The sequence below is a fragment of the Streptomyces sp. NPDC088766 genome (assembly GCF_044750845.1).
In the GTDB taxonomy this organism is placed as follows: domain Bacteria; phylum Actinomycetota; class Actinomycetes; order Streptomycetales; family Streptomycetaceae; genus Streptomyces.
On record NZ_JBIVKQ010000003.1, the window covers coordinates 164,553 to 180,482 of the forward strand.

General features: G+C 70.4%; 11 protein-coding genes. 6 read left to right on the plus strand and 5 right to left on the minus strand.

The features are described 5' to 3' along the window. Window positions 1-170 precede the first annotated feature (170 nt). The 3 genes from ACIP5W_RS06040 to ACIP5W_RS06050 all read left to right on the plus strand — a co-directional run bounded on the left by ACIP5W_RS06040 (window position 171) and on the right by ACIP5W_RS06050 (window position 2,742). Entirely contained in the window at window positions 171-719 is a 549-nt protein-coding gene (locus ACIP5W_RS06040; RefSeq protein ID WP_401467368.1) for an RNA 2'-phosphotransferase, read from the plus strand. A 136-nt stretch (window positions 720-855) separates the two neighbouring features. Next, window positions 856-1,758, plus strand: a complete 903-nt coding sequence (locus ACIP5W_RS06045) for an LLM class flavin-dependent oxidoreductase (RefSeq protein ID WP_401467371.1) — start codon at window positions 856-858, stop codon at window positions 1,756-1,758. 102 nt (window positions 1,759-1,860) lie between these two features. After that, on the plus strand, window positions 1,861-2,742 hold the full coding sequence (locus ACIP5W_RS06050) for a Cof-type HAD-IIB family hydrolase (protein ID WP_401467374.1): 882 nt from the start codon (window positions 1,861-1,863) through the stop codon (window positions 2,740-2,742). 16 nt (window positions 2,743-2,758) lie between these two features. Here the strand turns inward: ACIP5W_RS06050 and ACIP5W_RS06055 are convergent, their stop codons facing one another. From ACIP5W_RS06055 to hisC, 5 genes are all read right to left on the minus strand, one after another. Next, window positions 2,759-3,826, minus strand: coding sequence for a M23 family metallopeptidase (locus ACIP5W_RS06055; protein WP_401467377.1), 1,068 nt, complete (start codon window positions 3,824-3,826; stop codon window positions 2,759-2,761). A 155-nt stretch (window positions 3,827-3,981) separates the two neighbouring features. Then, complete coding sequence (cydD, locus tag ACIP5W_RS06060; RefSeq protein WP_401467379.1) at window positions 3,982-7,473, minus strand: thiol reductant ABC exporter subunit CydD; 3,492 nt, start codon at window positions 7,471-7,473, stop codon at window positions 3,982-3,984. Between the two features lie 78 nt (window positions 7,474-7,551). Continuing rightward, window positions 7,552-8,556 (minus strand): cytochrome d ubiquinol oxidase subunit II, encoded by a 1,005-nt coding sequence (gene cydB, locus ACIP5W_RS06065; protein WP_401467382.1) that lies wholly within the window; start codon window positions 8,554-8,556, stop codon window positions 7,552-7,554. A gap of 20 nt (window positions 8,557-8,576) precedes the next feature. Continuing rightward, complete coding sequence (locus ACIP5W_RS06070) at window positions 8,577-10,082, minus strand: cytochrome ubiquinol oxidase subunit I (protein WP_401467385.1); 1,506 nt, start codon at window positions 10,080-10,082, stop codon at window positions 8,577-8,579. A 318-nt stretch (window positions 10,083-10,400) separates the two neighbouring features. Then, complete coding sequence (gene hisC / locus ACIP5W_RS06075) at window positions 10,401-11,483, minus strand: histidinol-phosphate transaminase (protein ID WP_401467388.1); 1,083 nt, start codon at window positions 11,481-11,483, stop codon at window positions 10,401-10,403. A gap of 433 nt (window positions 11,484-11,916) precedes the next feature. Between hisC and ACIP5W_RS06080 the strand changes: the two genes are divergently transcribed. The 3 genes from ACIP5W_RS06080 to ACIP5W_RS06090 all read left to right on the plus strand — a co-directional run bounded on the left by ACIP5W_RS06080 (window position 11,917) and on the right by ACIP5W_RS06090 (window position 15,874). Continuing rightward, the gene (locus tag ACIP5W_RS06080; RefSeq protein WP_363092346.1) at window positions 11,917-13,029 is read left to right on the plus strand and encodes a LacI family DNA-binding transcriptional regulator; all 1,113 of its coding nucleotides are present in this window, start codon (window positions 11,917-11,919) and stop codon (window positions 13,027-13,029) included. 684 nt (window positions 13,030-13,713) lie between these two features. Further along, a complete protein-coding gene (locus ACIP5W_RS06085) occupies window positions 13,714-14,796 on the plus strand; it encodes a metallophosphoesterase (RefSeq protein WP_401467392.1) in 1,083 nt (360 codons plus the stop codon). A gap of 193 nt (window positions 14,797-14,989) precedes the next feature. After that, the gene (locus ACIP5W_RS06090) at window positions 14,990-15,874 is read left to right on the plus strand and encodes a hypothetical protein (RefSeq protein ID WP_401467395.1); all 885 of its coding nucleotides are present in this window, start codon (window positions 14,990-14,992) and stop codon (window positions 15,872-15,874) included. Window positions 15,875-15,930: the final 56 nt, after the last annotated feature.

The following is a 15,930-nucleotide window of genomic DNA, read 5'->3' on the forward strand; positions in this document are numbered from 1 at the left end:
GGCGCATCAAACCCTTTGGTGTCCGGAGATGTTGACGAAACGCTCTCACCGGCAAGGTGGTTGTCCACAGATTCGCCAAGTTGCCTGTGGATAAACACAGTTGGCTGTGGATCAAACATCGAGCGCAAAACTCCATGCGTGATCCCTGTCTCTCCCGTCATGCTGATCGAATGGACGAAAGACGCACCGTGAAGGTGTCGAAGTACCTCTCGAAGCACCTGCGCCACCAGCCCGAGCGCATCGGCCTCACCCTCGACGAGGCCGGCTGGGTCGAGATCGAGGCGCTCATCTCGGCAGCAGCGGCCCACGGTTTCCCCTTCACGCGGGACGAACTGGATCACGTCGTCGCCGCGAACGACAAGAAGCGCTTCGCGGTCGAAGGCACACGCATTCGTGCCAGCCAGGGCCACAGCATCGACGTGGACCTCGCCCTCCCGGCGGCGACCCCGCCGCCGTATCTCTACCACGGCACCGTGGCCCGGTATCTGGAGGCGATCCGGACCGAGGGGCTACGACCCATGAACCGGCACGACGTACATCTCTCCGCCGACCGCGAGACCGCGACCCGGGTGGGCGCGCGCCGGGGGCGGCCGGTGGTGCTCACCGTGGACGCGGCGGCCATGCACCGCGACGGACATGTCTTTCACGTGAGTGCGAACGGAGTCTGGCTGACGAAGGCCGCACCGCCGCGTTACCTGCGATTTCCCGGCCCGCACTGAGCCTCGGCAGTTCCTGATCATGCCGCTGCCGCGCGATCACGTGCACAAGGCCGGCCGAGGACTCACGCCGTGGCTCGCCCGGCACGCACGGTGACGGTTTCACGTGAAACACCGTCGGCCGCATACGCTCGATGACATGAGTCTGCGACTGAGCACCGTGATCCTCCCGTACCGCCGCTGGCACGAGGGCAGCCGTTCGGCCTGGACACGCGCCGAGCAGCTCGGCTTCCACACCGGGTACACCTACGACCACCTGTCCTGGCGCAGTTTCCGGGACGGCCCCTGGTTCGGCGCGATCCCGACACTGACCGCCGCCGCGTCCGCCACCGAGCGACTGCGTCTGGGCACCCTGGTGACCTCGCCGAACTTCCGGCATCCGGTGACGCTCGCCAAGGACCTGATCTCCCTGGACGACATCTCCGGCGGCCGGGTCACCCTCGGGATCGGCGCGGGCGGCACGGGCTTCGACGCCACCGCCCTCGGCCAGGAGCCATGGACGCCCCGCGAGCGTGCCGACCGATTCGGCGAGTTCGTGCCTCTCCTGGACCGGCTGCTCACCGAGGACTCGGTGTCCTACGAGGGCAACTTCTACTCGGCGCACGAGGCGCGCAACATCCCCGGCTGCGTGCAGCGCCCCCGGCTGCCCTTCGCCGTCGCCGCGACCGGCCCGCGCGGACTGAGGCTCGCCGCACGCCACGGCCAGGCCTGGGTGACCACCGGCGACCCCAAGCTGTACGAGAACGGCACCCCCGAGCAGTCGGTCGAGGCCATCCGCGGACAGGTCGAGAAGCTCACGGACGCCTGCGTGGCACTCGGCCGGGACGTGACCACTCTGGACAAGATCCTGCTCACCGGATTCACCCCGGACCGTGGCCGGCCGCTGGAGTCCCTTGACGCCTTCGTGGACTTCGCGGGCCGCCATCAGGCGCTCGGCTTCACGGAGATCGTCATCCACTGGCCCATCCCGGAGTCCGACTTCGCCGCGGACCGGAAGGTCTTCGAGCGGATCGCCATGGAAGCCCCGACGCAGCTGCGCTGACCTGGGTACCGGTCACCCCCGCCGACCTGCGACGCCGGCCGGCGTGACTCATCTGTGCGGGCCCTCGCACGGCCGTGCGCATCGATACGGGAGAATGACCGGGTGACCTCAGCGACTCGACAGCCCGAGACCCCGGCCGCCGCCACCCCGCCGCGGCTGATCGCCACCGATCTCGACGGGACCCTGCTGCGCGACGACAAGTCGGTGTCCCCACGCACCGTCGCGGCCCTCGCCGCCGCCGAGGAGGCGGGCATCGAGGTCTTCTTCGTCACCGGCCGCCCCGCCCGCTGGATGGACGTCGTCAGCGACCACGTCCACGGGCACGGCCTGGCGATCTGCGGGAACGGCGCCGCCGTGGTCGATCTGCACGGCGGCCCCGGCACCCACCAGTTCGTGAAGGTGCGCGAGCTGGCCCGCGAGAACGCGCTGGACGCCGTACGGCTCCTGCGCGAGGCGGCGCCCGGGACCATGTACGCGATCGAGCAGACGTACGGCTTCTACCAGGAGCCGCAGTATCCCAAGATGCATCTGGAGATCCCCGACTTCCTCGCAACCGCCGAACAGCTGCTGGCACCGGACGCCCCGGGAGCCGGTGAGCCGGTCCTGAAGATCCTGGCGTTCCATCCCACGCTCGATCCCGACGCCTTCCTCACGCTGGCCCGGCTCGCCATCGGCGACCGCGCCAACGTCACCCGCTCCAGCCCCAGCGCGCTGCTGGAGATCAGCGGTCCCGGCGTCTCCAAGGCCAGCACGCTCGCCCTGTGCTGCGCGGAGCGGGGCATCTCGCACGAGGAGGTCGTCGCGTTCGGGGACATGCCCAACGACGTCGAGATGCTCACCTGGGCGGGCCGTTCGTACGCCATGGGCAACGCGCACCCGGACGTGATCGCGGCAGCCTCCGGGCAGACGGTGGCCAACAACGACGACGGGGTCGCCGTCGTCATCGAGCGGCTGATCGCCGAGCGGCTCCAGGCCTCCGGCTGAACCAGGTACCGCGGCGCTACCTCACGGGCGCCCCGTGTGCCGCCAGCCACGGCACCGGGTCGACGGCAGACCCCATGTCCGGGGTGACCCGCACCTCGAAATGCAGGTGCGGGCCGGAGGAGTTGCCGCTGGTGCCCGACTGACCGATCCGTTGTCCGGCCGACACGCTCTCGCCCTGGTCGACGGCCACCGACGCCAGGTGGGCGTACTGCGTGTAGTAGCCGCCCGGGTGCTGGAGCACGATCTCGATGCCGAAGGCCCCACCGCACGACACCCGCACCACACGGCCCGCGCCGGCCGCCTTCACCGGCGTACCGATCGGCACCGCGAAGTCCTGACCGGTGTGCCGACTGGCCCAGCGGGCGCCGCCACTGCCGAAACTCGCGGACAGGGTGTAGCCGTCGACCGGCACGACCCACTCCCGCGGGTCATGGGCCGGCGGCCGGTCGAACCGCTCGGCACCACGACAGGCACCGGCGGCGACCGAGGCGTCCGCCTGCCCCTGCAACTGCCACCGCGCCTGTTCCAGCTTCTGCTCGATGCCCGTCTTCAGCACGGCGAGTTCGGTGTTGCGCCGCTCCAGCGCCTTCCGTACCCGCGCCGCCCTCGCCTCGTCGGCGGCCAGCCGGTTCTCGGCCCGCCGGCTCTTGCCGATCGCGTTGTCCACCACCAGGTTCGTCCGCGAGAGAACGTGCTGACCCCGCATCAACGCGTCGGGGCTGCTCGACAGGACGAGCTGCGCGGCGACCGGCAACCCTCCACTGCCGCGGTACTGGGCGCGCGCGATCCGGCCCAGGTCCTCGCGCAGCACGGTGATCTCCTGCCGCTCGAGGACAAGGAGTTGCTCCAGCCGCTGGGCCTTCGCCCGCTGTCTCCCGGCCTCGACGCGCCCTTCCTGGTACCGCTGGGTGGCCACGGCCGCTTCCTCGTACAGCCGCGCCACCTGCGCGCTGAGTCCGGAGCCAGGTCCGCCCGGCCCGTCACCGCCCGGCTCCCCGTCGGCGGTCGTGGGCCGCGCCACCAGCACCAGGACCGCAGACAGCAGGGCCGGAACCAGCAGCGGAAGACGGTGAGATGAGCGCATGCCAGCGATCCTGTCCCGGCCGACCGCCCCAGGTCTTGTTCTGGTCATACCCCTGGGGGACCAGCGACTCCGAATGGCCGAGTGCGGGCCGTGCCGGGCGCTCGCTCAGGACAGCAGCCCGCGGCCGCCGCACCGACCGTGGGAAGGGACGGGGGTCACCCCACCCGCACCAGCAGCTCCGCCGCCGCCTCACGCTCGACCATCTCGCGCAGCGGTCCCTCCACGGATGCCAGTTCCGCGTACGCGCCGCGTTGCACGATCCGTCCCTCGTCCAGGACGACCACCTCGTCCACCGCGTCGAGTCCGGCGAGCCGGTGGGTGATGAGGAGCGTGGTACGGCCCTCGGTGGCGGCCAGCAGGTCCGCCGTGAGCGCGTCGGCGGTCGGCAGGTCGAGATGCTCGGCGGGCTCGTCGAGCACCAGGACGGGAAAGTCGGCGAGGAGCGCGCGGGCGAGGGCGAGCCGCTGGCGCTGCCCGCCGGAGAGCCGGGCACCGTGCTCGCCGACGAGCGTGTCGAGCCCGTCGGGCAGTTCGTCCGCCCACTCCAGCAGCCGGGCTCGTGCCAGCGCGTCGCGCAGGTCGTCCTCGGTGGCGTCCTTCTTCGCCAGCAGCAGGTTCTCGCGGACCGAACTGTCGAAGAGGTGGGCGTCCTGTGCGCACAGCCCGACCAGTCGCCGCACGTCGTCCCCCGCCAGGGCGTACGCGTCCACCCCACCGAGCGTGTACGAGCCCGCTCCGGGGTCCAGGAAGCGCAGCAGCACCTGTGCGAGCGTCGTCTTACCGGACCCGGAGGCCCCGACGACGGCGATCCTGCGACCCTGCTCCACGGTGAGGTCGACGCCGGCGAGCGCGTCCCGCTCCTGCCCCGCGTGGCGGGCGGACAGTTCCTCGATGACGAGCGGGAACGGCGACGCGGGTGCCCGGCGAGGCAGCTCCGGCTCCCGCACCGGCTCGGGAAGGTCCAGGACCTCGTACACGCGCTCCGCGCTTCTGTGCACCCGCTGGCGGTACTGGACCGCAAGCGGCAGACCCATGACCGCCTCGAAGGCGGCGAGCGGGGTGAGGACGACCACGGCCATGGTCACTCCGCTCAGCCGTCCCGCATCGACGGCCTGCGCACCCACGAGGGCGGCGCCGGCCACCGTCAGTCCGGAGACGAGCGCGGTCAGACCGCCGCCGAGCGCGGTGGCGGTCGCAGCGCGCGAGGCGATCCGGGTGAGCGCGGAGTCCGCTGCCCGGACCGCGGCCGTACGGGAGGGCAAGGCGCCCGCGACGGTCAGCTCGGCGGTGCCGGTGAGCAGGTCGGCGGCACGGACGGCAAGCACCCCTCGTGCCGGGGCGAGCCGGCGCTCGGCCCGGCGTGCCACGGCACCGGTGACCAGCGGGACGCCCACCCCGGCCGCGAGCAGCCCCGCGGCGAGCACGGCCCCCGCCTCCGGCAGCAGCCACGCCGTGAACCCGACGGACCCCGCGCAGACGACGACTGCGGACGCGGCGGGCAGCAGCCAGCGCAGCCAGTATTCCTGGAGGGCGTCCACATCGGCGACCAGCCGCGTCAGCAGGTCGCCGCGGCGCGTGGTGCGCAGCCCGGCGGGGGCGAGCCGCTCCAGCCGCCGGTAGACGGCGACCCGGGTGTCGGCGAGCATCCGCAGCACGGCGTCGTGCGACACCAGCCGCTCGGCGTACCGAAAGACGGCCCGTCCGATGCCGAAGGCCCTGGTCGCGGTCACCGCCACCATCAGATAGAGAACCGGCGGCTGTTGCGAGGCACGTGAGATGAGCCAGCCCGAGGTGGCCATGAGGCCGACGGCGCTGCCGAGAGCCAGGCTGCCGAGGAGCAGCGCGAGACCGAGACGTCCACGCCGGGCTCCCGCCATGCCCCGGACCCGGGCGAGCACCCCGCCCTCGGTCGGGCCGGTCCGCACCTCCTGCGGCGCCTGGACGGCGGGCCCGTCGTCTTCCAGGACGGCTCGGGAGCCCTGACGCGGGGCCGTCACGGTTCCTCGTGTCACCGTCTCCGTCGTCTCGAGCCGCACCACCCGGTCCGCCACTGCGAGCAGCGCCGGGCGGTGCACCACCAGCAGGACCGTCCGGCCGATCGCCAGCCGTCGCACGGCCGCCACGACCTCCGCCTCGGTCTCCCCGTCGAGCGCGGCCGTGGGCTCGTCCAGCAGCAGCACGGGCCGGTCCGCGAGGAACGCCCGTGCCAGCGCGAGCCGCTGACGCTGACCGGCGGACAGCCCGGCCCCGTCCTCGCCCAGCACCGTCCCGGCGCCGTCCGGCAGCGCTTCCACGAACTCCAGCGCACCCGCGTCCCCGAGCGCCCGGCGTACGGCGGCGTCATCGGCGTCGGGACGCGCCAGCCGTACGTTCTCGGCGATCGTGCCGGCACAGAGGTGCGGGTGCTGCGGCACCCAGGCGATCCGGGAACGCCACTGCTCCAGGTCGATGTCCGCGAGGTCGGCTCCCCCGACGCTCACCCGGCCCTCGGCCGGCCGGACGAAGCCCAGGAGAGCGTTCAGCAGGGTCGACTTGCCCGCGCCGCTGGGCCCGACGAGTGCCACCGTCTCTCCGGGGGCGACGGTGAAGGACACGTCCGAGACGGCGTCGGCGGAGCGTCCGGGGTAGCGGAGCGTCACCCTCTCGAAGGCCACGCCGCCCGCCGGCACCGCGTCCGTGCCCGACGCAGGCACCGGGATTTCCAGGACCTCGAAGATCTCCTCTGCCGCGGCGAGTCCTTCGGCAGCCGCGTGGAACTGGGCCCCGACCTGCCGCAGCGGGAGATACGCCTCGGGCGCGAGCACCAGAATGACCAGGCCGGTGTACAGGTCCATCTCGCCGTGTACGAGCCGCATGCCGATCGTCACGGCGACGAGGGCCACCGAGAGCGTCGCCAGCAACTCCAGCGCGAACGACGAGAGGAAGGCGATCCGCAACGTCCGCATGGTCGCCTGCCGGTACTCACCGGTGATCCTACGGATCGACTCGGCCTGCGCCTTGGCCCGCCCGAACACCTTGAGCGTGGGCAGTCCCGCGACGACATCCAGGAAGTGCCCGGACAGCCGGGACAGCAGTCGCCACTGGCGGTCCATCCGTGACTGCGTGGCCCAGCCGATCAGCACCATGAAGACGGGAATCAGCGGCAAAGTACCGGCGATGATCGCGGCCGACACCCAGTCCTCGGTCACGATCCGCGCCAGCACCGCCACCGGCACGACCACCGCAAGACCCAACTGCGGCAGATACCGCGAGAAGTAGTCGTCGAGGGCGTCCACCCCCCGGGTGGCGAGCGCGACCAGGGAACCGGTCCGCTGCCCGCTCAGCCACCCCGGACCCAGCCGGGCCGCCCGCTCCAGCAACCGGCCCCGCAACTCCGACTTCACCGCGGCGCTCGCACGGTGTGCGGAGAGTTCGGTGAGCCAGGAGACCAGCGCCCGGCCGACCGCCACCGCCACCAGCCACATCAGTGGCGTGCGAAGGTCCCCGACCGGTCGGCCCTGCTCGAACGCGCCGACCACCACCTCGGCGATGAGCATCGCCTGGGCGATCACCAGCACCGCTCCGACGGTGCCCAGGCCGACGACCGCCATCAGGAAGAGGCGGGTGGCGCGGGCGTATCGGAGGAGACGCGGGTCGATCGGTTTCACGTGGAACACACTCTTTTCATCAAGAGGCATGTTTCACGTGAAACGCGCGTTTCACGTGAAACATGCCTCAACTCGGTCTCAGTGCGCGGCCTCGGCGATGTGCTGCGTGCCGATCCGCTTGCGGAACACCCAGTAGGTCCACCCCTGGTACACCAGGACGACCGGCGTGGCGAGCCCCGCACACCAGGTCATGATCTTCAGGGTGTAAGGGCTCGACGAGGCGTTGGTCACCGTGAGGCTCCAGTCCGCGTCGAGCGAGGACGGCATGACGTTCGGGAAGAGCGTCAGGAAGAGCATCGCGACGGCGGCCACGATGGTGAGGCCGGAGAGGGCGAACGACCAGCCCTCACGACCCGCCCGGTTCGCCCCGAGCGCCGCGACCAGGGCGGCGACGGCCACCACCAGGGCCACGAGGCTCTTGCCGTCACCGCTCTCGACCTGCGTCCACAGCAGGAAGACCAGCGCGGACACGGCGGTCACCAGACCGACCTTGGTCGCGAGCTGCCGCGCCCGTTCCCGGATGTCACCGACGGTCTTGAGGGCCGTGAACACCGCGCCGTGGAAGGTGAACAGCGTCAGGGTCACCAGACCGCCGAGCAGCGCGTACGGGTTGAGCAGATCTCCGACGCCACCGACGTACTCGAAGTCCTGGTCGATCTTCACACCGCGCACGATGTTGCCGAAGGCCACGCCCCACAGGAACGCGGGGAGGAGCGAGGTCCAGAAAATGGCGTGCTCCCAGTTGCGCTGCCAGTTCTCCTCGGGCCGCTTGGCCCGGTACTCGAAGGCGACGCCCCGCACGATGAGACAGACCAGGATGAGCAGAAGCGGCAGGTAGAAGCCGGAGAAGAGCGTGGCGTACCACTCGGGGAAGGCGGCGAAGGTCGCACCGCCCGCGGTGAGGAGCCACACCTCGTTACCGTCCCACACGGGTCCGACGGTGTTGATGAGCACCCGTCGCTCGGGGCGGTCGCGGGCGAGCAGCTTGGTGAGGATGCCGACCCCGAAGTCGAAGCCTTCCAGGAAGAAGTAACCGATCCACAGGACGGCGATGAGGACGAACCAGACGTCGTGCAGTTCCATGACTGTGCAGCTCCCTCGGCCTAGTAGGAGAAGGCCATCGGCTTGTCGGCGTCACGGGAGTCGCCGCCGATCTTCGTGGGCGGGTTGAGGTCGGCCTCGGTGAGCTCGGGCGGACCGGCCTTCACGTACTTCACGAGCAGCTTGACCTCGACGACGGCGAGGACGGCGTAGAGCACGGTGAAGGTGATCATCGAAGTGAGGACCTCGGCCTGGGAGACACCGGGGGAGACGGCGTCCCGGGTCTGCATCACGCCGTACACGACCCAGGGCTGGCGGCCCATCTCGGTGAAGATCCAGCCCCAGGAGTTGGCGATCAGCGGGAACGCCATGGTCCACAGCGCCAGGAGCCAGTAGAGCCGGGTGAGCCTCGGACCGAGGGGCTTCTTCAGCAGAACCAGATGCGGTACCTCGTCCTCCCCGGTCCGCAGGGCGGCCGGCAGCAGGAACCGCTTGCGGGTGAGCCACAGCCCGGCCAGGCCGAGGGAGAACGATGCCATGCCGAAGCCGATCATCCAGCGGAAGCCCCAGTAGGCCACCGGGACGATGGGCTTGTAGTCGCCGGGTCCGAACTGCTGCTGGAGCGCTTCGTTGGTGTCGTTGATGCCCGGCACGTACGACTCGAAGTCGCTGTGGGCCAGGAAGGACAGCAGGCCGGGGATCTCCAGGGCGACCTTGTTGTGGCCCTCGTCGACGTCCCCGTACGCGAACACGGAGAAGGGCGCGGGCTCCTCCCCGTCCCACAGTGCCTCGGCCGCGGCCATCTTCATCGGCTGCTGTTCGTACATGACCTTGCCGAGGGTGTCACCGCTGACCGCGGTGAGCAGTCCGCCGACCGCCAGGGTGACCAGGCCGAGCCGCAGGGAGGTCCGCATCTCGGGGATGTGCTTCTTGCGCATCAGGTGGAAGGCGGCGATGCCCACCATGAAGGCGCCACCGGTCAGGAAGGCTGCCGAGAAGCTGTGGAAGACCTGGTTGAGAGCGGTGTTCTGCGTGAGGACTCGCCAGAAGTCGGTGAGCTCCGCACGGCCCTTCGCCTCGTTGATGCGGTAACCGACGGGGTGCTGCATCCAGGAGTTGGCCGCGAGGATGAAGTAGGCCGACAGCAGCGTGCCGATCGAGACCATCCAGATGCAGGCCAGGTGGATCTTCTTGGGCAGCTTGTCCCAGCCGAAGATCCACAGGCCGATGAAGGTGGACTCGAAGAAGAAGGCTATGAGGGCCTCGAACGCCAGGGGGGCGCCGAAGACGTCACCGACGAAGCGGGAGTAGTCCGACCAGTTCATGCCGAACTGGAACTCCTGCACGATGCCGGTGACGACACCCATCGCGATGTTGATCAGAAAGAGCTTGCCCCAGAACTTCGTCGCCCTGAGGTACTTCTCCTTGTCGGTACGCACCCAGGCGGTCTGCAATCCGGCGGTGAGCGCCGCGAGCGAGATCGTCAGGGGGACAAAAAGGAAGTGGTAGACAGTGGTGATGCCGAACTGCCAGCGCGCCAGTGTCTCCGGCGCCAGAGCCAGGTCCACGTCGTCAGTCTCCTTACGTAGCCGCGCGAGCGGCAATTTGCCCCTTGTGTCACACACACCATCGGAGCAACCGGACACGCTTGTGAACGCGTTCACATTCACAAGCAATTATGCCGCATGCCCGTTCGATCTTGGATGGGCGGGGGGTCCCTGACGCGGACCCGAGGGCCCGCCAGGGGTGGACCACTCGGCCCCTGGCGCAAAAAGGCGTCCCGGTTTCACGTGAAACCGGGACGCCGAACGCTGCGACCTGGGCCGGGGGCTTCCCCGCGCCCCAGGTGACTCTTCGTGCCTACACGTGCGCCTCAGCGCTCGGTCCTAAAAGTGATCCTCACGGAACGCCTCAGCCGCCTTGAGGAAGATGTCGTTGGCCTCGGTCTCCCCGACCGTGACCCGGACACCCTCGCCCGCGAACGGCCGGATCACGACCCCCGCCTGCTCGCACGCCGACGCGAAGGCGGCCGTGTGCTCGCCCAGCCTCAGCCACACGAAGTTGGCCTGCGTCTCCGGAACCGTCCAACCCTGGGCGCGCAGCCCCTCGACCACCCGGTTGCGCTCACAGACCAGGGAACCGACCCGTCCGAGCAACTCGTCCTCGGCCTGCAGCGAGGCGATCGCCGCCTCCTGCGCGATCTGGCTCACCCCGAACGGTACCGCCGTCTTGCGCAGCGCCGCCGCCACCGGCTCGTGGGCGATCGCAAAACCGACCCGCAGCCCGGCGAGCCCGTACGCCTTCGAGAACGTCCGCAGGACACAGACGTTCGGCCGCTCCCGGTACAGCACGACACCGTCCGGAACCTCTGCGTCGCGAATGAACTCCCGGTAGGCCTCGTCGAGCACGACCAGGACATCACCCGGCACCCGGTCCAGGAACCGCTCCAGCTCGGCCCGCCGCACCACGGTCCCCGTGGGGTTGTTGGGGTTGCAGACGAAGATCAGCCGGGTCCGCTCGGTGATGGCGTCGGCCATCGCGTCCAGGTCGTGCACATCGCCGGCCGTCAGCGGCACCTGCACCGAGGTCGCACCGCTGATCTGCGTGATGATCGGGTATGCCTCGAAGGACCGCCACGCGTAGATGACCTCGTCGCCCGGTCCCGCCGTCGACTGGACCAGCTGCTGGGCAACGCCGACCGAGCCGGTGCCCGTGGCGATGTGCGAGACCGGCACGCCGAAGCGCTCGGACAACTCCTCCACCAGGCCCGAGCACGCCATGTCCGGGTAGCGGTTGAACGACCCGGCGAGGGCCGTGACGCGCTCCAGCACGCCCGGCAGCGGCGGATAGGGGTTCTCGTTGGAGGACAGCTTGTAGGCCACGGGACCGCCCGCCGCAGCCGGCTTGCCCGGCTTGTAGGTGGGGATCCCCTCCAGCTCGGCGCGCAGCTTGGGGCTTGTCTCGCTCACCGCAGTCCTCCTCGTGACCACCACCGGCTTAATACTGCTCACCTTATGAGGATTCGGCCCGCGTGCGTACAGCTGGAGACGGACCTCCCTCGGCGAAACCCGTGCCAGGCCGCCACGCACCACACACATCAGCGGCATCCCCACACGAAGGCGGGCGAAGGCGTGCACGCTGGGGGCGCGCCGTACATATATCTACGCGCCGGTGGCTCGCGCCGTGGCGCGCATCCCTCGTGCAGGTGAGTTGAGACCTCTTCGAAACATCGGTGCCTCGACAGGCTCATCCCTTCCCACACGCCACGTCCTGACGCAGAAAGGATCAACTGCCTTACTTTCCAAGGCATTTGATCCCTTCTGGCCATGCAGAAACGTGCCTGTCAATGCGTGCATATGCGTCCGCCCTACCCCACCGGATGAGCCCTACTATCGGCTCGCCATGACAGCAGCAGGGAAGCACCAGGTGAGCCGCGCGGAAACCTCACGCCGAGGCAACCGGCCGGGCCGAGCGGGCATCAGGGACGTGGCCGCCGCCGCCGGAGTCTCCATCACGACCGTCTCCGATGCCCTCAACGGCAAGGGCAGGCTCCCGGACGCCACCCGACGCCACGTCCGCGAGGTCGCCGAACGACTGGGTTATCGCCCCTCGGCCGCGGCCCGAACCCTCCGTACCGGCAAGTCGGGCCTCATCGGTCTGACCGTGACCACCTACGGGGATGAACCTTTCACCTTCACCGAGTTCGCGTACTTCGCCGAGATGGCGCGGGCCGCCACCTCCGCCGCACTCGCCCGCGGCTACGCCCTCGTCATCCTCCCCGCGACCTCGCGCCACGACGTGTGGTCGAACGTCGCCCTGGACGGCACGGTCGTCATCGACCCGTCCGACCAGGATCCGGTGGTCGGCGAACTCGTCCGGCAGGGGTTACCGGTCGTCTCCGACGGCCGTCCGGCCGGTCCGCTCCCGGTCACCGCGTGGGTGGACAACGACCACGAGGCGGCCGTCCTCGACATCCTCGACCATCTGGCAGCCGCCGGCGCCCGCCGTATCGGCCTCCTCACCGGCACCACCACCGACACCTACACCCACCTGTCGACCAGCGCGTATCTGCACTGGTGCGAGCGCGTCGGCCAGGACCCTGTCTACGAGGCCTACCCCGCCCACGATCCGTGCGCGGGCGCCGTCGCCGCCGACCGGCTGCTGGCCCGGCCCGACCGCCCCGACGCCGTCTACGGCCTGTTCGATCCCAACGGCACCGATCTCCTCGCCGCCGCCCGCCGCTACGGCCTGCGCGTACCGGAGGACCTGCTGCTGGTGTGCTGCAGCGAGTCCACCGTCTACGCCAACACCGAACCGCCCATCACCACGCTGTCGCTGAAGCCCCGGCGCATCGGCACCGCGGTGGTGCAGCTCCTCATCGACGCGATCGAGGGCGTCGAGTCCGACCGGCCGGTCGAGCAGGTGATACCGACGGAACTGATCGTGCGTACCTCGTCCCAACGACGTTCACCGCGCACGACGGTCAGCCCGCCCCGGGTGCCGGACGAGAAGTAGGAACATGCGGTCGATCGGCGGGGTGCACGGGTCGGAGGGCCAAGCCAGGTCGGACGACCTGATTCCGGTTCCGGGCGGGGGCCGTAGGGGCGAGCCTGCGACTGCCCCGCCGGTCGAACGGCCACGGAGGATCCGCGCGCCGGACGGCCGCGGGAGTTCTACCGGTCGGACGACCACAAAGGATCCGCGGATCGCACGGCCGCGGAGGCAAGGGCGGATGGGTCCGATCACGGCCGGCCGGGGCTTGCGGAGGCCGCCGGGGCGAGACCGCCGAAGGCGCCCGTGCCGACGGTGGCGGCTTCCCGGCTCGCCGACCCCAAAATCGGCCGGCGGCAGCCGGGGTGAGGTCGACCGGCACCACCCGGAATCCGTCGGGCGGGTGATCACTCCGAACCCACGCCCGCACCCCGCTCCGCCACGCAACACGCCCCCGGACGGCGCGGCGACGCCGACGCCACGTGGGCCGAGGGTGTAAGCACGGTGTGCACTGGGTGAGCGAGTACTGCCGAAGCCCGGCCCAATCGGGGCGAAAGCCACGGTGAACAGGAGTCTTGCTCCGATTCACCACCCCTGGGTCATCACACGGCACGATCCGCATTCCTATGATGGGCGCACGGCACCGCGGGCCGTTGCGACCATGCAGTCCGAAGCGGTGCAGATGCGGCGCGATGGTGGAGGGGTCTGATGACTCAGGGGGCCGGTCAGGGACCCGAGGTGGAGCGTACGGCGACGGTGCGCGACTTCCGAGTGCCCGCATACGTCCACGAGACCGGTCCGTACGCCCACAGCGTGCATCCGGGGAACGCGGTACCGCCCCTCGATGACCCCCTCGAACCGCCCGAGGGCTACACGCCCACCCAGCGCGACCTGCCCGTCATCAACCGGGGCGACACCCTTCAGGTGACCGTCGACCCGGCCGCCGCCCAGGCTCCGCAGGCCGCCACCGGCCCCGGTCCGCTGTTCGTCGTGGGCGACGTGCACGGATATCTCGAAGAACTGGTCGCCGCCCTCCGGGAGAAGGGCCTGGTCGACGCGGCGGGCAACTGGTGCGCGGGCACCGCCCGGCTGTGGTTCCTCGGCGACTTCACCGACCGCGGTCCCGACGGTATCGGCGTGATCGACCTCGTGATGCGGCTGTCCGCCGAGGCCGCCGCGGCCGGCGGTTACTGCAAGGCCCTCATGGGCAACCACGAACTGCTCCTGCTCGGGGCCAAGCGGTTCGGCGACACCCCCGTCAACTCCGGTGCGGGCACCGCCACCTTCCAGGCGGCCTGGCTGCTCAACGGCGGCCAGAAGTCCGACATGGACCGCCTCCAGGACCACCACCTCCAGTGGATGGCCCGCCTCGACGCCATGGAGGAGGTCGACGGTCATCTGCTCGTGCACTCCGACACCACCGCCTACCTCGACTACGGCGACTCGATCGAGGCGGTCAACGACACCGTCCGCGAGACGATCACGCGTAACGACGCGGACGAGGTGTGGGACCTGTTCCGCAAGTTCACCAAGCGCTTCTCCTTCCGCGACGAGGGGGGCTCCGACGCCGTCCGCTCCCTGCTCGATACGTACGGCGGCACCCGCATCGTTCACGGCCACAGCCCGATTCCGTATCTGCTGGGCGAAGTCGGCTCCGAGGACGACGAGGAATCGACCCGCCCCGTGGTCGAAGGGCCGCACGTCTACGCCGACGGACTGGCCATCGCGATGGACGGTGGCGTGACGATGGCCGGAAAGCTGCTGGTCCAGCAACTGCCGCTGCCCGTCTGACCGTTCCCGGGTCCGTCGCCGCCCGCGTCGGACCCGCCCGGCGGCGCCGTGGGCCAGGGGTCAATTTCGGCGAACCCCCTGTCACCCCGGGCCGTCGCCGCTCTACCATCGGTTCATCCGTAGCAGGCTCCCCTCCGTTTCTGCCCGACGGCTCGTTGGCATGCGAGCCCCAAGCCCTACGGAGCATCGGGGGATGCACATGAACAGCGTTCCGCAGCACCTGCACAGCGAGGACCGCCAGGAGTACGAGCGGATCCTCGACGAGGCGCTGCGCTCCGCACCACACCGCCCGGAACCGACCGCTGCGGGACAGCGGCTCAACCCCGAACAACTGCGCACCATGGCGCTCAACGCCTCCGCGCTCATCACGGCGGCCGCGGCGACCGAGTACCAGCACTACGTGAAGGTCCGCGAGGAACTGCGCCATCCGGCGCCGTCCAGCCCCTCCTCGGCCGGCCATGAGTCCGGCTCCGGTGAGCCGGGCGGCGCCGGAATGGGATTCGCCACCACCATGGGGGAAGCGGCCCAGGCCGCCGAGGCCGCCGGAGCAGGCGCCGTCGCCGTCGCCGCCGTCCTCACCCCCGTCCTCGCCGGCACCGCCGCGGTGATCTTCCTGCTCGTCGGCTACATCCTGCGGATGCTCGATCCCGAGCCGGCGTTCGCCACGACGATGCTCACCACCGGATGGACGTTCGGGGCGGTGGCCGCGGCCGCGATCCTCGTCGCGACCGTCGGACTCCTGCTCACCGCCCTGCGCAACCGTCCCTCCCTGGAGGCCGGCCCGTACGGCGAACTGAGCGAGGAGGTGGACCGCGCCAAGGAGGCCTGGCGGGAAGCCCTGCTGGAGCGGGGCATCCTGCCCTTCCTGCGCGAGGCCCTCGCCGACCCGGGCACGAGCGCCGCACTCGACCCCGCACCGGCCCCGCCGGCGCCCACCGGCCGTCTGCCAAAGATCGGCTACGGCCGTCCGGGCTTCAGCAGCCCCGACGAAGGGACGTCGGGCAGCTCCCGCCCGAGCTTCAGCAGCCCGGACTACACCAGCCCGGACTTCGGAGGCCCCGAGCACCAGCCGGAATAGGCCCTCGGCTTGCGCCCCCGGCCTGGGGAGCGTGAGCCGTACGGGGCAGGGACGAG

Coding starts and splice junctions, on each gene's coding strand:
- ACIP5W_RS06040 (WP_401467368.1), top strand. CDS start 171: ATGGACGAAAGACGCACCGTGAAGGTGTCGAAGTACCTCTCGAAGCAC.
- ACIP5W_RS06045 (WP_401467371.1), top strand. CDS start 856: ATGAGTCTGCGACTGAGCACCGTGATCCTCCCGTACCGCCGCTGGCAC.
- ACIP5W_RS06055 (WP_401467377.1), bottom strand. CDS start 3,826: ATGCGCTCATCTCACCGTCTTCCGCTGCTGGTTCCGGCCCTGCTGTCT.
- cydB (WP_401467382.1), bottom strand. CDS start 8,556: ATGGAACTGCACGACGTCTGGTTCGTCCTCATCGCCGTCCTGTGGATC.
- ACIP5W_RS06080 (WP_363092346.1), top strand. CDS start 11,917: ATGACAGCAGCAGGGAAGCACCAGGTGAGCCGCGCGGAAACCTCACGC.
- ACIP5W_RS06085 (WP_401467392.1), top strand. CDS start 13,714: ATGACTCAGGGGGCCGGTCAGGGACCCGAGGTGGAGCGTACGGCGACG.
- ACIP5W_RS06090 (WP_401467395.1), top strand. CDS start 14,990: ATGCACATGAACAGCGTTCCGCAGCACCTGCACAGCGAGGACCGCCAG.